Raw genomic sequence first — 22,810 nt, 5'->3', positions numbered from 1 at the left:
CCGACCCGGCCGATCTCCGCCGGTGGCGTCGACGACTCGTCACCGCGGTCCGCGCCACCACCGGATCCACAGGCACCCGAGACGACGCCAAGGGCGACCGACGAGATCACTTCGTGGATGGCCGGTTATGTGCACCGTCACCCGCGGGCATCACTGGAAACCGTTGGCGGCCAGTTCGTCCTGGGCATCCGCGCGGTCCAGCACCTCATCGTCGATCTCCTGACGCTCCGGTTCCCGGTCAAGGAGTTCATCCGGCAGTCGACCTTCATGGCCTCGGCCTCTGCGCTGCCGACGATTTTCGTCGCCATTCCCATCGGCATGACCTTGTCCATCCAGTTCGCGCTCCTGGCCGGTCAGGTCGGCGCGACGTCGCTCGCAGGTGCGGCCAGCGGTCTCGCCGTGATCCGGCAGGGCGCGCCGATGGTCTCGGCTCTCCTGATGGCCTCGGCGGCGGGCTCCGCCGTCTGCGCCGACCTCGGTTCCCGAAAGATCCGCGACGAGATCGACGCCATGGAGGTGATGGGTCTCTCGGTGATCCGCAGGCTGGTCGTCCCGCGATTGGCGGCGGCGATCCTGGTCAGTACCGCACTGACGGGAGTCGTCTGCTTCGTCGGATTCCTGTCCGGCTACCTGTTCAACACGTTCGTCCAGAACGGGACGCCGGGCACGTTCGTCACCACCTTCGCCTCGTTCGCGACGCTCTCCGACTTCTACCTGACGATCGTGAAATCCATTGTGTTCGGTGCGATCGTGGCGATCGTGGCTTGCCAGAAAGGACTGACCACCCGTGGCGGTCCCGCAGGCGTCGCCAACTCCGTCAACGCCACGGTGGTCGCCTCCATCATCCTGCTCATGCTGGTCAACGTCGGCTTCACACAGATGTACGTACTGCTCTTCCCGAGGACGGGGTTCTGATGGCGGCGACGTACTACCCGACCGGGCTCCGCCCTCTCGTACGCGCAACCGACGCGGTCGGGAGCGTCATCCTCCGCATCGGGCACCTCGCCGCATTCCTGGGGCGCGCACTCATCTCGATCCCGATCGCCGTTCGCCACTACCGCAAGGAATGCCTGCGCATCCTCTCCGATGTCACCTGGGGCAACGGCTCCATCGTGGTCGGCGGCGGAACCGCGGGCGTGATCATCGTCCTCGGCGGCGCCGCCGGCGCGATCGTGGGCATCGAGGGCTACAACGCGCTGCACCTGCTCGGCATGGAGCCGGCAACCGGCATGGTCGCCTCCACCGCCACCACACGCGAACTCGCACCGATCATGGCGTCCTTGGCCTTTGCCGCACAGGCGGGCTGTCGTTTCACCGCTCAACTCGGGGCCATGCGCATCTCCGAGGAGATCGATGCGCTCGAGGCCCTCGCGATCCGGCCGATCCCCTACCTCGTCTCGACCCGCCTGCTCGCCTCCATCGTCGCCGTCATCCCGCTCTACCTGGTCTGTCTCGCGGTCAACTACGTGTCCGTCCAACTCGTCGTCGGACTGAGCGGCGGCCTGTCGGGCGGTACGTATCAGCACTACTTCGAGCTGGTCCTCAACCCGACCGACATCATGTACTCGTTGATCAAGGCAGTGATCTTCGTGGTCATCACCACCACCATCCAGTGCTACTACGGCTTTTATGCCCACGGCGGCCCGCAGGGCGTCGGCACCGCGTCCGGCCGTGCGATGCGAGCCAGCATCTCGGTGATGATCGTCGCCAATCTCCTTCTCACCGTGGCATTCTGGGGAGTCGGAAGCGGAGCAAGGTTGAGCGGATGAACTCACCGAGCATCTACGACGCGGGACCGCACGGACTATCGAACCGGCAGCTGCTCATCAGCGGCATCATCGCCATCGCGGTGATCGTGGCCGTTCTCGCGGCGATCGCACTCAAGTCGGGTGGCACCTTCACCCCGAAAGTACCGGTGACCGCCCAGCTCGCCGACGTCGGCGACGGCCTCCCGGTGAACTCCGACGTCAAGTACCGAGGTGTCATCGTCGGCACGGTCACCGGGGTGACACCGGCGATCGCGGGCCCGGACAACACGGTCGACATCTCGATCGCACCCGACCGTGCCCCGCAGATCCCTCGCACGGTGACCGCTCGCGTGGTGCCGAGCAACGTCTTCGCGGTGTCGTCGGTGCAGCTGATCGACAACGGCTCCGCACCGGCGATCGCAGCCGGTGACGTGATCTCCCAGGACACCAATGCCTCGACGGTGCAATTCCAGACGGCGTTGTCCAAGCTACGCGCCATCGTCTCGGCGACCGCACGCGCCGGGAGCGACCGCACGGTCGGCATGCTCGCTGCGGTGGCCACCGCCACCGATCGGCGGGGTTCCGACATCTCCCGGGCCGGTGCACAACTCGACCGCATCGTCGACGAGCTCGATCGCGTGGTCCGGCCGGATGGAGGGCCGTCCACCCTGAAGTCGCTCAGTTCCGCGGTCACGGGTCTGCGGAAGTCGGCACCCGATCTCCTCGACGCGCTGCACAGCTCGGTCGGACCCATGCAAACGGTGGCGCGCGAATCCGGTGCGCTCTCCGACCTTCTCGGCTCCGGCATCACCACCACGGCACGGGTCAACACCGCATTGGAGCGCAACACCGCCCAGATCATCCGGATCACCGGCCAGGCCGCCCCGGTCGTGTCGGTGGTGGCCGACGGCAGCTCCGGATTCACCTCGATCGTCACGAACATCGGCGTCATCGCAGACAAATGGTTCTCAGATTTCTGGCCGGCGGGCCTGGCGAACGGAAGGGGAAAGTTCCTCTTCCAGATCACCCCCCACAAGCTCTACACCCGTGCGGACTGCCCCCGATACGGAAATCTGGAGGGCCCCAGCTGCTCAACTGCCCCGACCAGCGTGTCGCCCCCGGTCCTGAAAGGCAACGCACGCAAGGGAGTCACCGCCGGATACCAGACGGCCGGCATGGGCGGCAACGTCGGTTCGGTCGGCAGCGCCGATGAACAGGCGACCCTCGGCAAGCTCGTCGGCGGGGGCCCGAACAGCGCCAACACACTCATTCTCGGCCCCGTCGCCCGCGGCGCATCCGTCACGGTGTCCCCCGACAACCAGAAGGGTGCACCATGAGCATCCGGAAGCCCCTCATCGGGTTGATTCTCTTCCTCCTCGTGTCGCTGGCATTGACCTCGACGGTCTACGTCACCCTTCAACGTGACGTCTCGGAGGACACGAAGAGCTACAGCGCGGTGTTCACCGACATCACCGGACTCAAGGCAGGCGATGACGTCCGCATGGCCGGGATCCGCGTCGGACGGGTCGACTCGGTCGGTCTTGACGGGACCGCGGCACGCGTCTCGTTTCGAGTCGACTCCGATCAGGTCGTCGACGGGAGCACCAAGGCCTCGATCGTCTACCAGAACATCGTCGGGCAACGCTACGTCGGCCTGTCTCGCGGAGAGTTTCCCCACCCCACGCCGCTGAAAGGCGGCGAGATCCCCCTCGCGCACACCGAGCCCTCCTTCGACATCTCCGCATTGCTGAACGGATTCGAGCCCTTGTTCAGCGTCCTCGATCCGAAGCAGGTCGACAACGTCACCGAGGCGTTGATCCGGGCCCTGCAGGGAGATTCGTCATCGATCACCACCCTGGTCGCCGAGACGTCGTCCCTCGCCGAATCGGTCGCCGGACCCGATCAGGTGCTCGGCGACGTCATCTCCAACCTGTCCCGTGTGGTCGGGACGTTCGCGGCCCAGCGCAGCAACATCGACACCGTCCTCGTCAGCTCTCGCCGGATCTTCGAACAGATGTCCGCACAACGTGATTCATTCATCGGCTCGCTCGACAAGACCGCGCAGGTCGCCGATCGCGCATCGACGCTCGCCCGTGGGGCGTTACCCGAGGCGCAGCAGATGCTCTCGCGCCAACCCGGTTTCCTCGGCCACTTCCTCGCCAACAAGGACGAGTTCGCCTACCTCGGTTTCAATCTGCCACCGCTGTTGAAAGGCCTGGCACGGACCACACAGGCGGGCGCGTACATCGACACCTACCTGTGCAACTTCAACGTGACCCTGGTACCCGCGTTGAGCACGGTCATCCCGTCGATCGTCGCCCACGCGACGCCGGGTGGCAAAGTCACACAATCCCCGATCTGCAGGTGAGACGATGAGATCCTTCACCGAGCGTGTCCGCAACTCGTTGTCCCGGCCCATCGAGAACTGGAACAAGGTGATCATCGGCGCCGTCGCGCTGGTTGCCATCGTGGTGGTCGCCCTCGGGCTGATCAAGATCGGCTCCGCCGGCGTCGGCAAGCATTCGGTCCGGGCCCAGTTCGCCCAGGCCGCCGGCCTCACGCCCGGCGATTCGGTCAGTGTCGCAGGCGTTCCGGTCGGCACGGTCAAGGACACCCGGCTCGACCACACCTTCGTCACCGTGACGATGGAGGTGGGCGACGACGTCCCCCTGGGATCGGACACACGCGCATCGATCAAGCTGACGACTCTGCTCGGCTCCCGATACATCGAGATCTCACCTGCCGGCCCCGGCTCGCTGTCCGACGATCTCATCCCCCTGTCCCACACCGCTGTCCCGTACGACCTGCAACAGGTCATGCAAAACGCGACAACGACTTTCGAGCAGGTCGATGCCGAGAAGATCGGGACGTCGATGACCACGTTGTCGCGGCAGCTCGACGGCACACCCGAGCTGATCCCGCAGGTCCTCACCAACATCCAGAGCCTGTCGACGATCCTCGCCGATCGTCGGGGGCAGATCGGTTCCCTGCTGACCAGCACCCAGAAGCTCACGGCAGTCGTCCGCAGGCAAGAGTCCGGTCTCGGTCAGCTCATGACGCAGGGACGTGATCTGTTGCGTGCGTTACTGACCCGACAGGTGATGATCGATCGGCTCCTCAACTCGACAACGGTGCTGGCCAATCAGCTCCGCCAGGTGGTCGTCGCCGACCGGTCGGGTCTCGACAAATTGGTCACCAACCTCGACGGCCTCCTGGACAGCCTGCGGCGCAACGACAAGCTGCTGCGCAACACCCTCGAGATCCTTCCGGTGCCCGTGCGGAACTTCGCGAACGTCACCGGGACCGGCAACGAGACAGACTTCACCTCCCTGACGGGCCCGCTGATCGATTCGTGGATGTGCGCGATCTCCAAGCAGGCAAACCTCGCCAACCTCCCGCCCTACTTCAAGGACTGCCGATGACCCGGGGTCGAATCATCAAGGTGGCACTGCTCGCCGTAGCGGTCTTGCTGGTCGTCGGCGTCGCCCGGTCGTGCACCGACGACGACCACACGATCTCCGTCGTCGCGCAGTTCGACAACGCCTCCGGGCTCTACGAGGGCAACGCGGTCGCTGTCCTCGGGATGCCGGTCGGCAAGGTCACCAAGATCACCCCGCATGCCGGGTTCGTCGACGTGGCCATGGACATCAGTTCGGACACACCGGTTCCGGCCGACGCGTCCGCCGTGACGGTCTCCACGTCGGTACTGACCGACCGGCATGTCGAGCTCACCCCCGTCTATCAGGGCGGTCCCCAGTTGCAGGACAATGCCCACTTGGGCCTGACCAGGACCAGGACCCCCGTCGAGGTCGACCGGATGCTGGCCATGGCCGACAAACTGTCGGTCCAACTGCAGGGCGACAATCGCGGCGGCGGGCCGGTCGCCGACCTGCTGAACGTGAGTGCGGCGATGACGTCGGGGAACGGGCCGGACATCCGGTCGGCCCTCGGCTCGCTGTCTCGTGCGCTGGCGATGGGCTCCGATCACGGGGAGCAGACGCGCAACGCGATCACCGACATCGTCGACGACATGTCGTCGCTCTCCGCGACCGCTGCCCGAAACGATGCCACCATCCGCGAGTTCGGATCGTCGGTCCAACAGATGTCAGATCTGTTCGCGGACCAGAACATCGGGTGGGGCACCACCGGCGCCAAGATCAACGCGGTTCTCGGCGAGGCGACCGACCTGATGCAGCAGCGTCGCAAGGATGTCGCGGACACGGTCTCGGGCGCCACCACGGTCACGCGAGCCCTCGCGGACTACCGGAGATCGTTGTCGGAGTTCCTCGACGTCGCGCCGCTGGTGATGGACAACGCGTACAACACGATCGATCAGAAGGCCGGAATCGCCCGGGTCCACGCCCAGCTCGAGAAGGTCTTCTTCGACGGACGACTCGTCAAGGAGGTCTGCAACGTCCTCGGGATGCGTCAACTCGGTTGTTCGACGGGAACGTTGCGCGACTTCGGGCCCGACTTCGGCATGGACGGGATGCTCGAAGCGATGGCGGGGAAGCCGCAATGAGGTACTCGACGATCGTCCGACTGTTGGTGGCGGCCCTCTGCATGTGCACGCTCGCCGGGTGCGGCGTCGGCCTCGCCGACCTCCCGTTGCCCAAGAAGGGAACCGAATCGGGCGCGACCTATACGTTGCGCGCCGAGTTCGCGAACGCGCTGAACCTTCCCGAGGAGGCAAAGGTCAAACTCAATGGCGCGGATGTGGGTTCGGTCCAGAGCATGTCCGTGCGCTACTACGTCGCCGTGGTGACCATGCACGTCGCGGACGAGGTGAAGCTGCCACGGGGCACCCGAGCCGAACTGCGCTCGGCCACTCCGCTCGGCGACGTCTTCGTCGCCCTGCAGCCGCCGAAGCCGCTCACCACAGACACCGCCGACCTCGGCGACGGTGACACGATCCCGCTGCACGACACCGGCGCCGCGACCACCGTCGAGGAGATCCTCTCCACCTCGGCGCTGCTGGTGAACGGGGGCGTCTTGCGTGACCTGACCAAGATCGTCAACGGCCTGGGGCGAACCGTGGGCAATCGTGGTGACCAATTGTCGGACCTGATCGCACGATCGACCCGGTTGATCTCCGCGTTGTCCGCACGCTCGGGCGACATCCGTAATGCGCTGCGCCAGACCGACGCTCTGGTCTCCACCGTGTCGGCGCAGCAGAAGACGGTCAACGATTCGCTCGCCGCCGCCGGACCCGCGCTCGATGTCATCTCGTCGAACTCGGATCAGATCCTGACCCTGGTCGATCAGATCGGACAGATCAGCACCCAGCTGTCGCGCTATCCGTCGATCGCCACCGGCAAGACACAGAATCTGGTGGCCAACCTCAACACCCTCTCGAAGGGACTCAATGACGCCGCGACGGCACCCGGGGCAGACCTGACCAAGATGAACTCGTTGCTCGCTCCGGTCATCAAGATCACGAATTCCACGGCGGCTCACGTCAATGCCGACCTGCAGGACCTGTCGGTCGGCGCGCTGGCCGACCCCCGGCACCGCGCCGATCCGGGAGCCCGACTACCCGACGTCACCGATGTCGGGAACTTCGTCGGGACCATCACGTACACCTTGGAGAAGCTGCGCAAGAAGCTGGAGCCGCCGCGATGACGTCGACAACCGATGGCCGTTCGTTCGCGACGTCCGGCGCCTCGGCCTTCCGTACCGGCTTCCTGGAGGTCCCGGCACGCGGCATCGTGTCGGCCACCCGACGGGGGCGCAGGCATCGGCTCGGGTTGTCCGCAATCGGGCTGTTCGTCGTGCTCGTCCTGGGCATCGGATATCTCGTGTTCGGCGTCTTCCACAGCTCGCCCGCAGCTTCTCCGATCGTGGTCCGCGTGCAGCTCAAGGAATCCGGCGGCCTGCTCGCCGGCCAGAACGTCACACTCCGCGGCGTTCCGGTCGGCCGGGTGCGGCAGGTGGACCTCACCCGCGACGGTGTCGTCGCGCAGGCCGAGATCGACTCGAGCGTCCAGATCCCGGTGCGGGGCGAGGTCCGCGTGGCCGGCCTGTCGCTGGCGGGCGAACAGTATCTCGACTTCCGTCCCACCACGTCGTCGGGGCCGTTCCTCGACGACGGAACGGTGATCTCGGCGGACCAGACCACCACCCCGGTCCCGCTCGCGAATGTCCTCGACGACCTCAGCGGCACACTCGAGCAGATCGACCCGGAGAAACTGCGGACCATCACGCATGAACTCGGCGTCTCGTCGCAGGGTTCGGAAAGGCTCGCCGACATCATCGACGGCGGGACGTTCCTGATCTCCACCCTCGATTCCGTTCTGCCGCAGACGGTGAGTCTGTTGAAGACGAGCCGCACCGTGCTGACCACCCTGGGCCAGGGAGCACCGGCCCTCACCGAGACGTCCGAGGATCTCAGCCATCTGATGGCGGGCGCCGCGCGCAAGCAGAACGGCTACCGGACGCTGCTGAGACGCACTCCCGCAGCACTGCGGGCCACCGATGCGATCATCGCCGACAACGCGCCCACGATGGTGCAGCTGCTGGGCAATCTCGCAACCGTGACACAGATGGCCTACGTGCACATCCCCGCTCTCAACGAATTCTTCTTCCCCAAGGATCGGGACGGATCCACTCTCGGCGCACTGAGCACCACCATGCGAGACGGCGGCATCTGGGCCGCGGTGAACATCTATCCGCGCAACACGTGCGATTACGGGCTGCCGCGCCTGCCACCGTCACAACCCGATCACCCGGAACCCTATCTGTACACCTACTGCAACAACCCCGACCCGTCGGTGCTGATCCGGGGTGCCCGCAATGCCCCCCGACCGCCGGGCGACGACACCGCAGGCCCACCACCCGGCGCCGCGCCCGACGCCCGATCGAGCCCCTCACCGACTGGGCCGCAGTCGATTCCACTGCCCTTCGCCGGGCCCGCATTGCCGTCCAAACCCTGACAACCGGAAGATCGATCGAAAGGACAATCGTGAACTCCATGACGACCAAGGCACCGAACAAGTCCTCGTCCGTGCGTCCGCCGTCCGCACGATCCACGGCCAAGCGGATAGCCGGCGCGGCGCCCTCGGTGCGCCGCGAGAAGTCCCCCGAGTCGCCGAGCGACCCCGCGACCACACCACTGTCCGACGACGACGCCGTCGCGGCCGATCCGGCACAGGTCAGCTCCGATCCGCCGGAGGTCACCGCAGGCGACGAGGCGGCCGCCGCCGATCACGAGGAAGAACCCACTGCATCCCCGACGCGTCGTGCGCGGCTCCGGGCGGCCCTCACCGGGCGCCGAACCCGGCGGGTCGTCGCCGCCGTCGTCACTCTGGTCGCCATCGTCGGTGTGGTACTTGCCGGTTGGTTCGGCATGGAATGGAAGCAGGCACGCGACGTCGACAGCGCCGCCACGGCCGCGAAGTCGGTCGCCGAGCAGTACGCCGTCTCCCTGACCAGCGTCAGCGCCGACAGCGTCGACAAGGATTTCGCAACCGTCCTCGGCGGCGCCACCGGCGGGTTCAAGGACATGTACGCGAAGTCGAGCGCGCAGTTGCGTCAGCTGCTCGTCGACAACAAGGCCGACGCGCAAGGAAAGGTCATCGCATCCGGCATCCAGTCGGCGACCACCGACAAGGTGGTGGTGCTCCTCTTCATCGACCAGACGGTGCGCAATGCATCCACTCCCGAGCCGCGGATCGACCGCAGCCGTGTGGTGATGACGATGGACAAGATCGGTGACCGATGGCTCGCGTCCAAGGTCGACCTGCCGTGATCATCCGCGACTGACCCTGCATGGGTGTAACGGTCGACGTGCGCGTGCGGCTGTCTACGCTGAGTTCATGAGCTTCGAGATCCCTGCGCCGACGGGGTCGGTCGACGCGCGATACGACGAACTCGTCGAGGCAGCCCGCGCGTTGGTCGCCGACGAGTCCGACCTGGTCGCGAATGCCGCCAATCTGTCGGCGCTGGTGTTCCATTCGCTCCCCGATCTCAACTGGGCGGGTTTTTATTTCTACGACGGCAGCGAACTCGTCGTCGGCCCGTTCCAGGGTCGGCCGGCATGTGTGCGCATCCCGCTCGATCGCGGCGTGTGCGGGGCCGCGGCACGAACGCGCACCACGCAACGCGTCGCCGACGTCCACGCGGTCCCCGACCACATCGCCTGTGATGCGGCCAGTCGCTCTGAGCTGGTGATACCGCTGATCGGGACGGAACTGATCGGGGTGTTCGATCTCGACAGCCCGGTCCCCGATCGTTTCGGCCTCGCCGACCAGCGAGGTCTCGAGGCGATCGCGCAGGTCCTCGTCGACTCCCAGAGGTGAGGCTCAGGCGTCGGCGGAGGTGATCCCGATGATCACGTCCCTCAGTTCCGGACGGCAGATCACCAGGTCGGGCAGGTAGGTGTCGTCGCGGTTGTAGACGAGGTCCGAGCCGTCGATTCGGCCGCACCACAGGCCTTTCGCCTGGGCCACCGCAACGGGTGCCGCCGAATCCCACTCGTATTGGCCGCCCGCATGCACGTAGGCGTCGGCCTCGCCCCGGACGACCGCCATGGCCTTGGCACCGGCAGACCCCATCGCCAGCACCTCGCCGCCGATGGCGTCGGCGACCGGCGCAGAGAAGGCGGGCGGACGAGAAGCGCTCACCACCACCCGCGGCCGATCCCCCGCAGGCACGGCCGCGAGTCCGCCGGTCGGAGTCACCGGTTCGGTGTCGTCGAGATAGGTGACGCCGAGAGCCGGGAGTGCCACCGCACCCGCGATCAGCCCGTCGGTCGCCGACCACAGCGCGACGTGTACTGCCCAGTCGGTGCGACCTTCGGTGCCGTATTCCCTCGTGCCGTCGACCGGATCGACGATCCAGACCCGCGGCGCGGTCAATCTCTGCTTGTCGTCGGCTGATTCCTCGGATAGCACCGCGTCATCCGGCCGCTCGGCCGCCAGTCGCGCCAGGATGAACTCGTCGGACCGGAGATCGCCCGCCTTGCCGAGTTCCTTTCCGGAGAGCCCGCTGGCGGCACGGATCTCGAGGAGCAGTTCTCCCGCGGCGGTGGCCAGATCACCGGCGAGCACACGATCGGTGGACAAGTCGCTCTCCTACAGTCCCAGGTTTCGGATGATCGATTCGGCCACGTCGACCGGCGAACCATCCGATGGTGTCACCACCACGTCGGCATGGCCGGGACGTTCGTATGGCGAGTCGATTCCGGTGAACTGGCTGATCTCGCCGCGGCGTGCCTTGGCGTACAGGCCTTTCGGGTCACGTTCTTCACACACCTCGAGCGGGGTGTCCACGAAGATCTCGAAGAACGGCAGTCGCCGTTGCGCATGGATCTCGCGCGCCCGCTGCCTCTCCTCCGCGAACGGACTGATCAGCGAGACGATCGCGATCGCCCCCGCATCGGCGAACAGGGCGGCGACCTCACTGGTTCGGCGGATGTTCTCCCGACGGTCGTCGTCGGAGAATCCGAGGTCGACGTTGAGGCCATGTCGGAGGTTGTCGCCGTCCATCAGGTACGCGGGACGGCTCTCGGCCACCAGTCGGCGTTCGAGCTCGACGGCCAACGAGGACTTGCCGGAACCGGACAGTCCGGTGAGCCAGATGGTGGCACCCTGGTGCGTCCGCTGTTCACGCGACACCTTGGTGGTCTGCCACACCACGTGACTGTCCTTGCTGACCGGCGCGGTGATCATGCCCGCCGCGACCGTCTTGTTGCTCCCCTCGTCGATGAGGATGAAGCTGCCGGTCTCCCGGTTCTTGCGGTAGGCGTCGAACATCACCGGCTGCTGGGTGTGCACGGTGATCCGCGCGATCTCGTTGAGCCCGAGGCTGGTCGCCTCCTCGTCACGGTGCAGGGTGTTGACGTCGAGGCGATAATTCAGACCGCTCACCTGCGCGCGGGTCAACCGCGTGCCGCACATCATCTGATAACGGTTGCCCGGACGCAGTTCGGTGTCGTCGGCGAACCAGCACACCATCGCGTCGAGGTCACGGCCGACGTACGGACGGTTGTTCGGACGCGCCAGCATGTCGCCACGCACGATGTCGATCTCGTCGGCGAGTTCGATCGACACCGCCATCGTCGCGAACGCCTCGTCCACCTTGGTGCCGCCGGGCCCCCAAATCTCGGTGATGGTCGTGCTGAATCCCCCTGGCAGGACGACGATCTCATCGCCTCGCGAGAACACGCCACCGGCCACCGTGCCCGCGTAGGCGCGGTGGTCGGCACCGTCGCTGCGCTGCGGCCGGATGACGTACTGCACCGGCATCCGCGCGTCGATCAGGTTGCGGTCCGAGGCGATGTAGACGTTCTCGAGGTGGTTCAGCAACGGCCGGCCCTCGTACCACGGCATGTTCACCGACTGCTCGACCACGTTGTCGCCCTGCAACGCAGACATCGGGATGAAGGTGAGATCGATGACGTTGAGCTTCGCGGCAAAGGCGACGAAGTCGTCGCAGATCTCGTCGAACCGCTCCTGCGACCAGTCGACGAGGTCCATCTTGTTCACGCAGATCGTCAGGTGCGGGATGCCGAGGAGTGAGGAGAGGAACGCGTGCCGCCGAGTCTGTTCCAGCACGCCTTTGCGGGCGTCGATGAGGATCATCGCCAGGTCGGAGGTCGAGGCGCCGGTGACCATGTTGCGCGTGTACTGCACGTGTCCAGGCGTGTCGGCGATGATGAACTTACGCCTCGGGGTCGTGAAGTACCGGTAGGCGACGTCGATCGTGATGCCTTGCTCGCGTTCGGCCCGCAGACCGTCGGTGAGAAGCGCGAGGTTCGCATACTCGTCACCACGCTCGGCGCTTGTGCGCTCGATGGATTCGAGTTGGTCGGTGAAGATGCTCTTCGAATCGAAGAGCAGTCTGCCGATGAGGGTCGACTTGCCGTCGTCGACCGATCCGGCCGTCGCCAGGCGAAGCAGTTCTTTGGGCATCAGAAGTACCCCTCCTTCTTCCGATCCTCCATACCCGCTTCGGAGATGCGGTCGTCGGCGCGGGTGGCACCCCGTTCGGTGACCCGGGTGATCTCGATCTCCTCGACCACCTTCTCGATGGTGTCGGCCCCGCTGAGGACGCAGCCCGTGCATGTGGCGTCGCCGACGGTACGGAAGCGGACCGTCTCGGTCCTCGTCTCCTCCCCCGGGTACTGCTGCAGGAATCGGGTCTTGGCGAGCAACATGCCGTCGCGCGGGATGACCTCGCGCTCGTGCGCGTAGTAGATCGGCGGGAGTTCGATGTGCTCGGCGCCGATGTACTGCCAGATGTCGAGCTCGGTCCAGTTGCTCAGCGGGAACACCCGGATGTGCTCGCCCTTGTGATGCCTGCCGTTGTAGAGGTGCCAGAGTTCCGGGCGTTGGGCGCGCGGGTCCCAGGCACCGAACTCGTCACGGAAACTGAACACCCGCTCCTTGGCCCTCGCCTTCTCCTCGTCCCGCCGCGCGCCGCCGAACACCGCGTCGAAACGATTCTCGGTGATGCCACGAAGGAGTGCGGTGGTCTGCAGCCGGTTGCGGCTCGTACCCGGACCGGTGTCCTCGACGACACGACCCGCATCGATATCGTCCTGGACGGAGCTGACCACCAGTCGCACACCGGTCTGCTCGACCACCCGGTCACGGAAATCGATGACCTCGTCGAAATTGTGTCCGGTGTCGACATGCATCAGCGGGAACGGCACCGGGGCCGGCCAGAATGCCTTGCGCGCCAGGTGGAACATCACCACCGAGTCCTTGCCACCGGAGAACAGCAGTACCGGGCGCTCGAAAGTGGCGGCAACCTCGCGGATGATGTGGACCGACTCGGCCTCGAGCGCATCCAGGTGGGTCAATTCGTACCCGTGGTGCACGCGATGACCTGTCGCGTCTGCCGTGCTCGACACTGACCATCTCCTTGACATGTCGGATATTCGACACTCAGTATTGAGTATGTGACACAAACCGTAGGTGAGTCGTCTGGCGTGAGTCAACCGTCGCGCGCCGGCGCCTCACCTCCCACCGCCCGCGTCGTCAGCATCATCGAACTCCTCGCCGATCCGGCCAGGCAATCGATGACGCTTGCTGAGATTGTCCGCCAGATCGGGCTGTCGCGCGCCACCGCCCACGCGATCGTCGGCGAGCTCGTCGAACACGGTTGGCTGTTCCGGGACCCGGCGTCGAACACCTACGGGATGGGTCCGGGATTCGTCGCGCTCGCCCGGTCCGCCGACAATGCCGATCACCTGAGTCGATGGGCGGGTAGCGCCGCACGCGAACTGAGCGAGCGGTTGTCGATCCCCTGCTTCGTCGCCCGACGCACCGCACGCGATTCGATCACCGTGTCCGAACACGCGGTTCCCGATCACCTCACCGACGACGGCGACGCATCACCGTGGTTCCGGCATGGCCAGCGCATCCGGCTGCGCCCACCGATCTGCCGGGAGTTCCTCGCGTGGGACACGGCGGAGGTCCGGGCCGAATGGATCGCCCAGGCTCCGGAGACCACCCGGACGCGGCTGCGACTGGTCCTCGACGTCATCGCCGAGCGCGGGTACTCGATCGAGCGGATGACCGACGATCACGTCGCCATGGTCGACGCGTTGAGCTCACTCGACACGATGTCGGACGGCCTGCGCGCGAAGGTCGGAGACCTGCTGACCGAACTGTCGGTGATCGACTACCTCCCCGACGAGCTGACCGGAGACGTCGCCGCGGTCACGATCGGCGCTCCGATCAGGGATGCCAACCGTGGCGTGGTGGCCTCGATCGTCACCTGCCCCAACACCACGATGGCGGCAACCGAGCTGACCACGATCGCCGAGGCGACGCGATCCGCTGCCGACCGGATCTCCGAACAGTTGCGATAGGGAACTCGCCCAGTCCCCCGTTCATCTGACACACCAGTCACAACACCATCACAGTTCCCATAATTCGCAAACATCCGATATCCGGCAGATCGGCTCATCGGCTACGGTCGCCGGCATGTCACAGCTCCCTCACCTCACGACCACGGCTCCCGCGACTCCGGCCCCGGTGCGTGGTCGCCGCCCGTTCCGCCTCATCATCGCTCTCCTCGCCGCCATCACCGCAATCGGACTCGGCGCCGTGGCGCCCACCACCGCGTCCGCAGAGACGGTCGTGCCGCTCGACCGGTGCTGGGGAGTGAGTCCCAACATCGTCGACCAGCCGTTCAGTACCGCTCGACTGTTCGTGAGTCCGAACGGACGAGGCCGAGTCATCGCTGCGGTGCGCGACGTCTCCAGCTTCTGGACACCGACAGGCGGGTACCAATCGGCCGGACGCCTCGACTGGCACAACCTCTCGACCGGCAAGAAGGGCGTCGCGTTGAACACCGCGCAGATCAGGCTGTTCGTCGGCGGACCAACGTTCCGGCTCGACACCGGGCCCGGAACGGTTCGGGTCACGTTCAGCGCCGTGAACCGCAACGCGTTGTGGGCGATACCGAGCACCTCCTGTAGCGGAACCATGCGCGTGGGCTGACCGAGTCCCCGACCGCGCCGCCCGGATCGAGCGACACCCGACTACCAACCAAGCACTTGCTAGGTTAGGCTCGGGGCATGAGTGATGCCGTCATCCCGCCCGCACTCGGCCCCGATGACCTCGGGCCGGATTCGACACCCGTCGCCTACGAGGTCGGCGGTCCCGAAGGCGCTGTCGCCTACGTGACGCTGAACCGGCCCGATTACCGCAACGCCCAGAACTCGGTGATGACGTATTCGCTGGATGCGGCCTTCCGCAAGGCCGTCGACGACGCGGCGGTCAAGGTCGTGGTGCTCCGCGCCAACGGCAAGCACTTCTCGGCCGGACACGACATCGGTACCCCCGAACGCGACTTCGACACGTACTACGACAACGTCGCCACTCTGCACTGGGATCACACCGACAAGTCGGGGGCAGATCAACGTCTCGCCCGCGAGATGGAGGTCTACATGGGCATGTGCCGCCGCTGGCGTGACATGCCCAAGCCGGTCATCGCCCAGGTCCACGGCGCCTGCATCGCGGGCGGTCTGATGCTCGCGTGGATCTGCGACTTCATCGTGGCCTCCGACGACGCCTTCTTCTCCGATCCTGTTGCCCGCATGGGCATCCCGGGCGTGGAATACTTCGCACACGCCTACGCGCTCGGCACCCGCCGCGCCAAGGAGATCCTCTTCACCGGCGAACGGTTCACCGCCGCGCAGGCCGCCGAGTGGGGCATGGTCAACCACGTCGTGCCCCGGGATGAACTGTCCGCCAAGGTGGACGCGATCGCCGAGAAGATGATCGCGATGCCGATGCAGGGACTCTTCCTGAGCAAGAAGGCCGTCAACATCTGTGAGGACCAGATGGGCCTGCGGAACTCGATGGACTCGGTGTTCGGGTGGCATCACTTCGCGCATGCGGCCAACTCCGAATCAGGCGGTGATTCGCTCGGCGGCATGGACGCCAAGTCGATGAAGGCGAGTGGGGCGTCGGCCTCCAACGGGTCGGGGAGCTGACATGGATCTCTATTTCGACGACGACGCCGAGGAGTTCCGCACCGAAGTGCGTTCGTGGCTTGCCGAACACGTTCCCGCCGAGCCACTCCCGTCGATGGACACCGCCGAGGGCTTCGAGGCGCACCGGGAGTGGGAACGAACAATGGCCGCCGATCGGATGTCGGTGGTGAGCTGGCCCGAGGAATACGGTGGTCGCGACGTTCCCCTGCTGCACTGGGTGATCTTCGAGGAGGAGTACTACCGCTCGGGTGCGCCCGGCCGCGTCAGCCAGAACGGCATCTTCCTGCTGGCCCCCACCTTGTTCGAACACGCCAACCCCGACCAGCTCGCCCGCATCCTGCCCCGAATGGCGCGCGCCGACGACATCTGGGGTCAGGCGTGGAGCGAACCAGAGGCGGGCAGCGACCTCGCCTCGCTACGGTCGACGGCGACCCGCACCGACGGCGGATGGCTGCTCAACGGTCAGAAGACCTGGAGCTCGCGGTCGAGCTTCGCCGACTGGGCGTTCGGCCTGTTCCGCACCGACAAAGAGGCCAAGCGCCACAAGGGCCTGACGTACTTCATGTTCGATCTGCGCAGTCCGGGCGTCACGGTACGGCCGATCGCGCAGCTCGACGGCGAGCCCGGGTTTGCCGAACTCTTCCTCTCCGATGTCTTCGTCCCCGACGACCCGGCCGATCCCGGCGACTCCGGCGTCATCGGTGAGATCGACAACGGCTGGCGCGTGGCCATGAGCACCGCCGCCAACGAGCGCGGGCTCTCGCTGCGCTCCCCCGGCCGCTTCCTGGCCGCCACCGATCGACTCGTCGATCTGTGGAAGCGCAATCGCGACGCAGTGCCGTCGACGGCGAATGTCGATGCCCGCGTTGCCGATGCGTGGATCGGCGCCCGCGCCTACGAGCTCTCGACGTACCAGACCGTCAGCCGTCTCGCCGCAGGCGGCCAGCTGGGTATGGAATCGTCGATCAACAAGGTCTTCTGGTCCCAGTGGGACATTGCCACCCACGAGACCGCCCTCGACCTCCAGGGCGTCGACGCCGAACTCGACGACGCCTGGATGGACGGTTACCTCTTCTCGCTGTCCGGCCCGATTTACGCCGGTACCAACGAGATCCAGCGCAACGTCATCGCGGAACGCCTACTCGGCCTCCCGCGTGGGGACAGGTGACACCATGGAATTCCTCCTCTCCGATGTGCACGACGACCTGGGCTCCACGGTCGACGCCCTGCTCACCAAGGCCGATGTCGCCTCGCGCGCCCGCGCGTGGGCCGACGGCGATCCGCAACCGGCGACCGAGGTCTTCGCCACGCTGGCCGAGACCGGGATCAGCGGCCTGCTGATCGACGAGTCGTCGGGCGGCTCTTCGGCCGGCGCGATCGAGATGGCCGTCGCCATGGAACAGATCGGACGCCACGCCCTGCCCGGACCGGTCATCGAGACCATCGCGGTGCTGCCGGTGTTGTTCCACGCCGCCAACATCACCGGGGAACGTCTGAGCGCCCTGGCCGAGGGTACCATCGCCACCTGCGCCATCCCACCGATCGCGCCGATGGCCCCCGTCGCCGACGTCGCCTACCTCGTACGCGACGGCGTGCTCAGCACCGCCACCGTCGGCGAACCGGTGGCGACGGTGGATCCCACCCGCATGGTCGCCGAGCTGACCCCGGGCGAGGTACTGGCCGATGGGGTTCCCATCGACGATGCGATCGACATCGGCATCCTCGCGGCGGCGGCACAGCTGCTCGGCATGGCAGGCGCGATGCTCACCCTCGCCGCCGACTATGCCCAGGCGCGCAAGCAGTTCGGCCGTCCCATCGGCTCCTTCCAGGCGGTCAAGCACCACCTTGCCGACGTCGCGATCGCGATCGAGATGGCACGACCGCTTGTCCACGCCGCCGCTCTCGGGATCGACGGTCTGGCACCGGAGGACACCGACATCCGCCGGGACGTCGCCGCGGCCAAGGTCGCTGCCGGCGACGCCGCCCACCTCGCCTCGCGCCGGGCGCTGCAGGTGCTGGGGGCCATCGGCTACACCACCGAGCACGATCTGTCTCTCTACCTGACCAAGACGCGTGCACTGCTCACCGCGTGGGGAACTCCCGCGGTCCTGCGGCAGCGAGTACTGGAGTCGTTGTGACCAGTGATGTGATCGCCCCCGCAGCGGTCTCGGCGGAGGAGCGCGAGGCGCTCGCCGAGGCCATCCGCGATCTGGTGACCCGCCGCGCCGACTCGGCATCCGCCCGAGCGGCGATGCGCGCGACGCCACGGATCGATCGCGAGCTCTGGCAGACATTGTGCGCGGAGATCGGTGTCTCGGCCCTCCCCATCCCGGAAGATGCCGGCGGCGCAGGCGCATCCTTCGCCGAGACGGCGGCTGTTCTCGAGGAACTGGGCAGATCGCTGAGCCCGGTGCCCGTCTTCGCGACGGCGTTGGCCACTGCGGCGATCCTCATCGCCGGCGACGACGAGGCCACTGCGCGCTTGCTGCCATCCATCGCGTCCGGCGAGCGCATCGCGACGGTGTGCTGGGCCGGCCGCGACGGATGGGACCGACCGGGAGTGCACGCCGACGGCGGACTGCTCTCCGGCACAGCCGACTACGTGATCGACGGCGAGTCGGCAGATCTCCTGCTCGTCCTCGCCGGCAGCGGCGACGGCACCACCCTGCACGCGGTGGATGCCGACGCCGACGGGGTGACGGTCACCCCCCTACCCGTGGTCGATCCCAGTCGGCCCCTCGCGCGGATCGACTTCGACGAGGCACCGGCGGGCACGATCGCGTCGGGCCCGGACCTGCCCGGCCGACTGCGCACCCATGCACGGGCCCTGCTGGCCGCCGAGCAGGTCGGCGGCGCCGCGGCAGCACTCGACCTCACCGTCGACTACACGAAGTCACGCAAGCAGTTCGGTCGGATCATCGGATCCTTCCAGGCGCTGAAGCACCGGATGGCAGACATGTACGCGTTGGTCGAGACCGCTCGGTCGATCTCCAGGGCTGCCGTGTCGGCAATCGTCACCGGCGATCCGGCTGCCGACGACCTGGCATCGGCGGCACATGTGTACTGCTCGGAAGCGTTCGCACGTGTCACCGGCGAGGGCATTCAGCTCCATGGGGGCATCGGGATCACGGCCGAACACGACATCCAGCTCTATTTCAAGCGCGCGCACGGCAGTGCCCAATTGTTCGGGCAGCCGCACGAGGTGATCACCGAGCTGAGCGGGCGCCTCCTCGACTGAGAGCCCCCGACCCTGCGACCGGCCGCGCTTCGGCTCACGCAGGTCTGCTCGGCTCTCGCGAGTGGTCGACGACCCGCGTGAGCCGAGCGCACCCGCGGCCTGCTGTTCGACACGCGACACCCTGTGACCCCGAGGCCTCCCGACCTCACTTTCTCCACACCCGCCTTGACTCACTCACATCGCCCGGTCTAATGTTGCCGCAATCACAAATTGAAACGTTTCAAACCATGATTCAGCACAGTCTGCAAACAAGCTCGATCGGAGCAGGACGAAACGTTCGCCCAGAGACCGGAGGAGATGTCATGAGCGACCCACAGCGGGTGTGCTTCCTCTTGCACTTACGTCCCGAGCGGGTCGACGACTACCTCGAGGCCCACACCGAGGTCTGGCCCGAGATGCTCGACGCCCTGCGTGCGAGCGGTTGGCGCAACTACTCGTTGTTCCTGCGGCCCGAGGACGGCATGGTGGTCGGCTATCTCGAGACCGACGACTTCGCCGCGGCGACCGCCGCGATGGAGGCCACCGAGGTCAACGCCCGCTGGCAGGCCCAGATGTCGGAGTTCTTCCGCCCGCCGAGCACCCCGCCGGGCGACGACGGAACGCCCGGCGCCAACCCTGACACCATCCGCACCGAGCTCGTGGAGTATTTCCACCTCGCCTGACGCACCGGACGGGAGCCCCCACATCGACGACACCCGGCTTGACCTCCTCGATCCCCACCCTCTGTACTGAGACCCGACGCAAGGAAGCACCATGAAAGTAGGAGCGCGCTCCACCACCGGCTGGCGGGCGACCATCTCGGTCGCCATGTCGAACTACATCGAGGCCGGCTCCATCATCGCGATCGCGACCAGCCTGACGTTCTGGCAGGACCAGTTCGGCATCAGCAACTTCGCCGTCGGCTTGCTCGCGGCGTTGAGCGCCAACGCCTTCGGCGCTGCTGTCGGGGCCGCCGTGGGTGGCCCCCTCTGCGACCGTTTCGGACGTAAGGCGATCTACACCTACGACCTGCTCGTCTACATGGCCGGTGTGCTGCTGGCCGCGTTCGCACTGAACTTCGGCATGCTCCTCGCCGGCTTCGTCATCACCGGCCTCGCAGTCGGCGCGGGCGTCCCGGCGTCGTGGACCTACATCGCCGAACAGGCGCCATCAGTCGAACGTGCGAAACATGTCGGCACGGCGCAGCTGGCCTGGTCCGTGGGGCCGCTGATCGGTTTCGCCCTCGCCGCAGCGCTCGCACCGCTCGGACTGTGGGGATCGCGCCTCATCTTCCTCCACCTGTTCGTCGTGGCCGCGGTGGTCTGGTGGATTCGCCAGGGTCTGCACGAGTCGAAGATCTGGCAGGACGAGGCTGTCGACGAGACACGGCAGCTCAACTCGTCGGTCGGCGCACGCGGCGTGAAGGGCCTCTTCTCCAAGAAGGTCAACATCATGGCGCTGCTGTTCCTCGGCGGCATCTACCTGTTCTGGAACACCGTCGCCGGCCAGGCAGGCATCTTCATGCCGCGCGTCTACGAGACCGCAGGTCTCGAGAGCGCCGTCCAGCAGAACCTTCTGCAGGTGCTGGTCTGGGGTTGCACCGTGCTCGCCACGTACTTCGGCTTCATGCGGTACGCCGACCGCGTCTCGCAGAAGGCCCTCTATGTGTTCGGCGCAGCCCTCGGCATCGTCGCCTGGATCGTGCTGGTCGCGTTCACCGACAGCGGTATCGCGACCATGCTGATCTTCGCGATCCTGTGGGGTGTGTCCTCAGGTATCGGTGCTCAAGCGTTCTACAGCCTCTGGGCGAGTGAGATGTTCGCAACTCCGTACCGGGCCAGCGCCCAGGGCGTGATGTTCTTCGTCTGCCGCTGCGCCACCGGTCTCCTGAGTTACTTCTTCCCCACGATGCTCGCCGCCACCGGACTCACCACCGTCGGCACCCTCCTCGTCGGCCTGCTGACCATCGCACTGGTCATCGGTGCCATCTGGGCGCCCAAGACGCAGGGCAAGACCCTCCAGCAGATCGAGGCCGAGCGCTACGGGGCGCCCGTGTCCCCCGAGCTCGTGGAGGATGCACCCGCTGCACCGACGACCCACGACATCTCGGTGGCAGAACCGAGCCGCACCTCCGCCTGACCTGCCTCGATTGAAACGATTCACACACCTCCCCGCCGCCGGCGACTCCCCCGCCACGTCGGCGGCGGGGAACCACAACCGAAAGATGTTCCTCATGACCACCTTTGACGAGACGATCCTCGACAACCTCGAGATCGAACTCCCCTCCTGGGCATTCGGCAACTCCGGCACCCGGTTCAAGGTGTTCGGCACCCCGGGCACCCCGCGCACAGTCGGTGAGAAGATCGCCGATGCCGCCAAGGTCCACGAGCTCACCGGCCTGGCACCGACCGTCGCGCTGCACATCCCGTGGGACACCGTCGACGATTACCGCGCCCTCGGCGCCCACGCCGAAGATCTCGGCGTCCGCCTGGGCACGGTCAACTCCAACACCTTCCAGGACGACGACTACAAGTTCGGCAGCCTCACCCACACCGACAAGACGGTGCGGCAGAAGGCCATCGATCATCACATCGCCTGCATCGACGTGATGAACGAGACCGGTTCGCGCGACCTCAAGATCTGGCTCGCGGACGGTACCAACTACCCAGGGCAGGGCGACATCCGCGGACGTCAGGATCGCCTGGCCGAGTCGCTCGCGACCATCTACCAGCACATCGGCGACGATCAGCGACTCGTGTTGGAGTACAAGTTCTTCGAGCCGGCCATGTACATGACCGACGTCCCGGATTGGGGAACGTCGTATGCGCAGGTCTCCGCCCTCGGTGAGCGTGCGATGGTCTGCCTCGACACCGGACACCACGCGCCGGGAACCAACATCGAGTTCATCGTGGCGCAGTTACTGCGCCTCGGGAAACTCGGCTCGTTCGACTTCAACTCCCGCTTCTATGCCGACGACGACCTGATCGTCGGTGCCGCGGATCCGTTCCAGCTCTTCCGGATCCTCTTCGAGGTCATCCGCGGCGGTGGCCTCGACACGGGCTCGCCGGTCGCACTGATGCTCGACCAGTGCCACAACGTCGAGGAGAAGATCCCCGGCCAGATCCGCTCGGTCCTCAACGTCCAGGAGATGACGGCACGTGCCCTCCTCGTCGACACCGACGCCCTGACCGCGGCCCAGGAGTCCGGAGACGTACTGGGCGCCAACGCGATCATGATGGACGCCTTCTACACCGATGTCCGCCCGATGCTCGCCGAGCGTCGCGAGGCACGCGGGCTACCCGCCGACCCGATGGCGGCCTACGCCGCGTCCGGCCACGCCGCACAGATCGCCGAGGAGCGAATCGGCGGCACGCAGTCCTCCTGGGGCGCCTGACC

22 protein-coding genes are annotated in these 22,810 nt (G+C 66.4%); 19 read left to right on the top strand and 3 right to left on the bottom strand.

The features are described from left to right. Nucleotides 1-117 precede the first annotated feature (117 nt). The 10 genes from OVA31_RS15545 to OVA31_RS15500 all read left to right on the top strand — a co-directional run bounded on the left by OVA31_RS15545 (nt 118) and on the right by OVA31_RS15500 (nt 10,045). Nucleotides 118-915: an MlaE family ABC transporter permease gene (locus tag OVA31_RS15545; protein WP_267631554.1), complete on the top strand. Its 798-nt coding sequence runs from the start codon at nt 118-120 to the stop codon at nt 913-915. Beyond that, nucleotides 915-1,769 carry an ABC transporter permease gene (locus OVA31_RS15540; protein WP_267627512.1) on the top strand — a complete coding sequence of 285 codons (855 nt, stop codon included), beginning with the start codon at nt 915-917 and terminating at the stop codon, nt 1,767-1,769. Before OVA31_RS15545 ends, OVA31_RS15540 begins: the two co-directional genes overlap by 1 nt. Further along, nucleotides 1,766-3,085, top strand: a complete 1,320-nt coding sequence (locus tag OVA31_RS15535) for an MlaD family protein (RefSeq protein ID WP_267627511.1) — start codon at nt 1,766-1,768, stop codon at nt 3,083-3,085. Before OVA31_RS15540 ends, OVA31_RS15535 begins: the two co-directional genes overlap by 4 nt. Beyond that, complete coding sequence (locus OVA31_RS15530) at nt 3,082-4,116, top strand: MCE family protein (protein WP_267627510.1); 1,035 nt, start codon at nt 3,082-3,084, stop codon at nt 4,114-4,116. Before OVA31_RS15535 ends, OVA31_RS15530 begins: the two co-directional genes overlap by 4 nt. Before the next feature lie 4 nt (nt 4,117-4,120). Further along, nucleotides 4,121-5,170, top strand: a complete 1,050-nt coding sequence (locus OVA31_RS15525; RefSeq protein ID WP_267627509.1) for an MCE family protein — start codon at nt 4,121-4,123, stop codon at nt 5,168-5,170. Further along, a complete protein-coding gene (locus tag OVA31_RS15520; RefSeq protein WP_267627508.1) occupies nt 5,167-6,270 on the top strand; it encodes an MCE family protein in 1,104 nt (367 codons plus the stop codon). The genes OVA31_RS15525 and OVA31_RS15520 overlap by 4 nt, the downstream gene beginning before the upstream one ends. Further along, a complete protein-coding gene (locus tag OVA31_RS15515) occupies nt 6,267-7,370 on the top strand; it encodes an MlaD family protein (RefSeq protein ID WP_267627507.1) in 1,104 nt (367 codons plus the stop codon). The genes OVA31_RS15520 and OVA31_RS15515 overlap by 4 nt, the downstream gene beginning before the upstream one ends. Next, nucleotides 7,367-8,680 (top strand): MlaD family protein, encoded by a 1,314-nt coding sequence (locus OVA31_RS15510; RefSeq protein WP_267627506.1) that lies wholly within the window; start codon nt 7,367-7,369, stop codon nt 8,678-8,680. The genes OVA31_RS15515 and OVA31_RS15510 overlap by 4 nt, the downstream gene beginning before the upstream one ends. Nucleotides 8,681-8,718: 38 nt before the next feature. After that, entirely contained in the window at nt 8,719-9,495 is a 777-nt protein-coding gene (locus OVA31_RS15505) for a hypothetical protein (RefSeq protein ID WP_267627505.1), read from the top strand. A 67-nt stretch (nt 9,496-9,562) separates the two neighbouring features. Continuing rightward, complete coding sequence (locus OVA31_RS15500; RefSeq protein WP_267627504.1) at nt 9,563-10,045, top strand: GAF domain-containing protein; 483 nt, start codon at nt 9,563-9,565, stop codon at nt 10,043-10,045. A 3-nt stretch (nt 10,046-10,048) separates the two neighbouring features. Here OVA31_RS15500 and OVA31_RS15495 read toward each other — a convergent pair whose 3' ends face one another. Genes OVA31_RS15495 through cysD form a run of 3 tightly spaced genes read right to left on the bottom strand, consistent with a single transcriptional unit; the run spans nt 10,049 to nt 13,602 of the window. After that, nucleotides 10,049-10,810: a 3'(2'),5'-bisphosphate nucleotidase CysQ gene (locus OVA31_RS15495; RefSeq protein ID WP_267627503.1), complete on the bottom strand. Its 762-nt coding sequence runs from the start codon at nt 10,808-10,810 to the stop codon at nt 10,049-10,051. Between the two features lie 9 nt (nt 10,811-10,819). After that, the gene (gene cysC, locus OVA31_RS15490; protein WP_267627502.1) at nt 10,820-12,658 is read right to left on the bottom strand and encodes an adenylyl-sulfate kinase; all 1,839 of its coding nucleotides are present in this window, start codon (nt 12,656-12,658) and stop codon (nt 10,820-10,822) included. Continuing rightward, complete coding sequence (gene cysD / locus OVA31_RS15485; protein WP_267627501.1) at nt 12,658-13,602, bottom strand: sulfate adenylyltransferase subunit CysD; 945 nt, start codon at nt 13,600-13,602, stop codon at nt 12,658-12,660. The genes cysC and cysD overlap by 1 nt, the downstream gene beginning before the upstream one ends. A 48-nt stretch (nt 13,603-13,650) precedes the next feature. Between cysD and OVA31_RS15480 the strand changes: the two genes are divergently transcribed. The 9 genes from OVA31_RS15480 (at nt 13,651) to rhaI (ending at nt 22,808) form a co-directional block, all read left to right on the top strand. Further along, complete coding sequence (locus tag OVA31_RS15480) at nt 13,651-14,565, top strand: IclR family transcriptional regulator (protein ID WP_267627500.1); 915 nt, start codon at nt 13,651-13,653, stop codon at nt 14,563-14,565. 115 nt (nt 14,566-14,680) lie between these two features. Next, nucleotides 14,681-15,199, top strand: coding sequence for a hypothetical protein (locus OVA31_RS15475; protein WP_267627499.1), 519 nt, complete (start codon nt 14,681-14,683; stop codon nt 15,197-15,199). 77 nt (nt 15,200-15,276) lie between these two features. Further along, on the top strand, nt 15,277-16,197 hold the full coding sequence (locus OVA31_RS15470) for an enoyl-CoA hydratase (RefSeq protein ID WP_190266444.1): 921 nt from the start codon (nt 15,277-15,279) through the stop codon (nt 16,195-16,197). 1 nt (nt 16,198) lies between these two features. Beyond that, nucleotides 16,199-17,365 carry an acyl-CoA dehydrogenase family protein gene (locus OVA31_RS15465; RefSeq protein ID WP_267627498.1) on the top strand — a complete coding sequence of 389 codons (1,167 nt, stop codon included), beginning with the start codon at nt 16,199-16,201 and terminating at the stop codon, nt 17,363-17,365. Nucleotides 17,366-17,369: 4 nt separating this feature from the next. Then, nucleotides 17,370-18,335, top strand: coding sequence for an acyl-CoA dehydrogenase family protein (locus tag OVA31_RS15460; RefSeq protein ID WP_267627497.1), 966 nt, complete (start codon nt 17,370-17,372; stop codon nt 18,333-18,335). Then, a complete protein-coding gene (locus OVA31_RS15455; RefSeq protein WP_267627496.1) occupies nt 18,332-19,435 on the top strand; it encodes an acyl-CoA dehydrogenase family protein in 1,104 nt (367 codons plus the stop codon). The genes OVA31_RS15460 and OVA31_RS15455 overlap by 4 nt, the downstream gene beginning before the upstream one ends. A gap of 302 nt (nt 19,436-19,737) precedes the next feature. Further along, nucleotides 19,738-20,097, top strand: a complete 360-nt coding sequence (locus OVA31_RS15450; RefSeq protein WP_267627495.1) for an L-rhamnose mutarotase — start codon at nt 19,738-19,740, stop codon at nt 20,095-20,097. A 91-nt stretch (nt 20,098-20,188) separates the two neighbouring features. Beyond that, complete coding sequence (locus OVA31_RS15445) at nt 20,189-21,553, top strand: MFS transporter (protein WP_267627494.1); 1,365 nt, start codon at nt 20,189-20,191, stop codon at nt 21,551-21,553. 94 nt (nt 21,554-21,647) lie between these two features. Then, nucleotides 21,648-22,808: an L-rhamnose isomerase gene (gene rhaI, locus OVA31_RS15440; protein ID WP_267627493.1), complete on the top strand. Its 1,161-nt coding sequence runs from the start codon at nt 21,648-21,650 to the stop codon at nt 22,806-22,808. Nucleotides 22,809-22,810 lie beyond the last annotated feature (2 nt).

Origin of the sequence: Gordonia sp. SL306 (assembly GCF_026625785.1) — a bacterium.
In the GTDB taxonomy this organism is placed as follows: Bacteria; Actinomycetota; Actinomycetes; order Mycobacteriales; family Mycobacteriaceae; genus Gordonia.
The sequence above is the reverse complement of the archived record's forward strand: the minus strand, read 5'-3'. Positions and strand labels throughout refer to the sequence as shown.

What these genes read in the sequence shown, in the direction of transcription:
- OVA31_RS15545 (WP_267631554.1), top strand. Translation starts at nt 118, where the DNA reads ATGGCCGGTTATGTGCACCGTCACCCGCGGGCATCACTGGAAACCGTT.
- OVA31_RS15540 (WP_267627512.1), top strand. Translation starts at nt 915, where the DNA reads ATGGCGGCGACGTACTACCCGACCGGGCTCCGCCCTCTCGTACGCGCA.
- OVA31_RS15535 (WP_267627511.1), top strand. Translation starts at nt 1,766, where the DNA reads ATGAACTCACCGAGCATCTACGACGCGGGACCGCACGGACTATCGAAC.
- OVA31_RS15530 (WP_267627510.1), top strand. Translation starts at nt 3,082, where the DNA reads ATGAGCATCCGGAAGCCCCTCATCGGGTTGATTCTCTTCCTCCTCGTG.
- OVA31_RS15525 (WP_267627509.1), top strand. Translation starts at nt 4,121, where the DNA reads ATGAGATCCTTCACCGAGCGTGTCCGCAACTCGTTGTCCCGGCCCATC.
- OVA31_RS15520 (WP_267627508.1), top strand. Translation starts at nt 5,167, where the DNA reads ATGACCCGGGGTCGAATCATCAAGGTGGCACTGCTCGCCGTAGCGGTC.
- OVA31_RS15515 (WP_267627507.1), top strand. Translation starts at nt 6,267, where the DNA reads ATGAGGTACTCGACGATCGTCCGACTGTTGGTGGCGGCCCTCTGCATG.
- OVA31_RS15510 (WP_267627506.1), top strand. Translation starts at nt 7,367, where the DNA reads ATGACGTCGACAACCGATGGCCGTTCGTTCGCGACGTCCGGCGCCTCG.
- OVA31_RS15505 (WP_267627505.1), top strand. Translation starts at nt 8,719, where the DNA reads ATGACGACCAAGGCACCGAACAAGTCCTCGTCCGTGCGTCCGCCGTCC.
- OVA31_RS15500 (WP_267627504.1), top strand. Translation starts at nt 9,563, where the DNA reads ATGAGCTTCGAGATCCCTGCGCCGACGGGGTCGGTCGACGCGCGATAC.
- cysC (WP_267627502.1), bottom strand. Translation starts at nt 12,658, where the DNA reads ATGCCCAAAGAACTGCTTCGCCTGGCGACGGCCGGATCGGTCGACGAC.
- OVA31_RS15475 (WP_267627499.1), top strand. Translation starts at nt 14,681, where the DNA reads ATGTCACAGCTCCCTCACCTCACGACCACGGCTCCCGCGACTCCGGCC.
- OVA31_RS15470 (WP_190266444.1), top strand. Translation starts at nt 15,277, where the DNA reads ATGAGTGATGCCGTCATCCCGCCCGCACTCGGCCCCGATGACCTCGGG.
- OVA31_RS15465 (WP_267627498.1), top strand. Translation starts at nt 16,199, where the DNA reads ATGGATCTCTATTTCGACGACGACGCCGAGGAGTTCCGCACCGAAGTG.
- OVA31_RS15460 (WP_267627497.1), top strand. Translation starts at nt 17,370, where the DNA reads ATGGAATTCCTCCTCTCCGATGTGCACGACGACCTGGGCTCCACGGTC.
- OVA31_RS15450 (WP_267627495.1), top strand. Translation starts at nt 19,738, where the DNA reads ATGAGCGACCCACAGCGGGTGTGCTTCCTCTTGCACTTACGTCCCGAG.
- OVA31_RS15445 (WP_267627494.1), top strand. Translation starts at nt 20,189, where the DNA reads ATGAAAGTAGGAGCGCGCTCCACCACCGGCTGGCGGGCGACCATCTCG.
- rhaI (WP_267627493.1), top strand. Translation starts at nt 21,648, where the DNA reads ATGACCACCTTTGACGAGACGATCCTCGACAACCTCGAGATCGAACTC.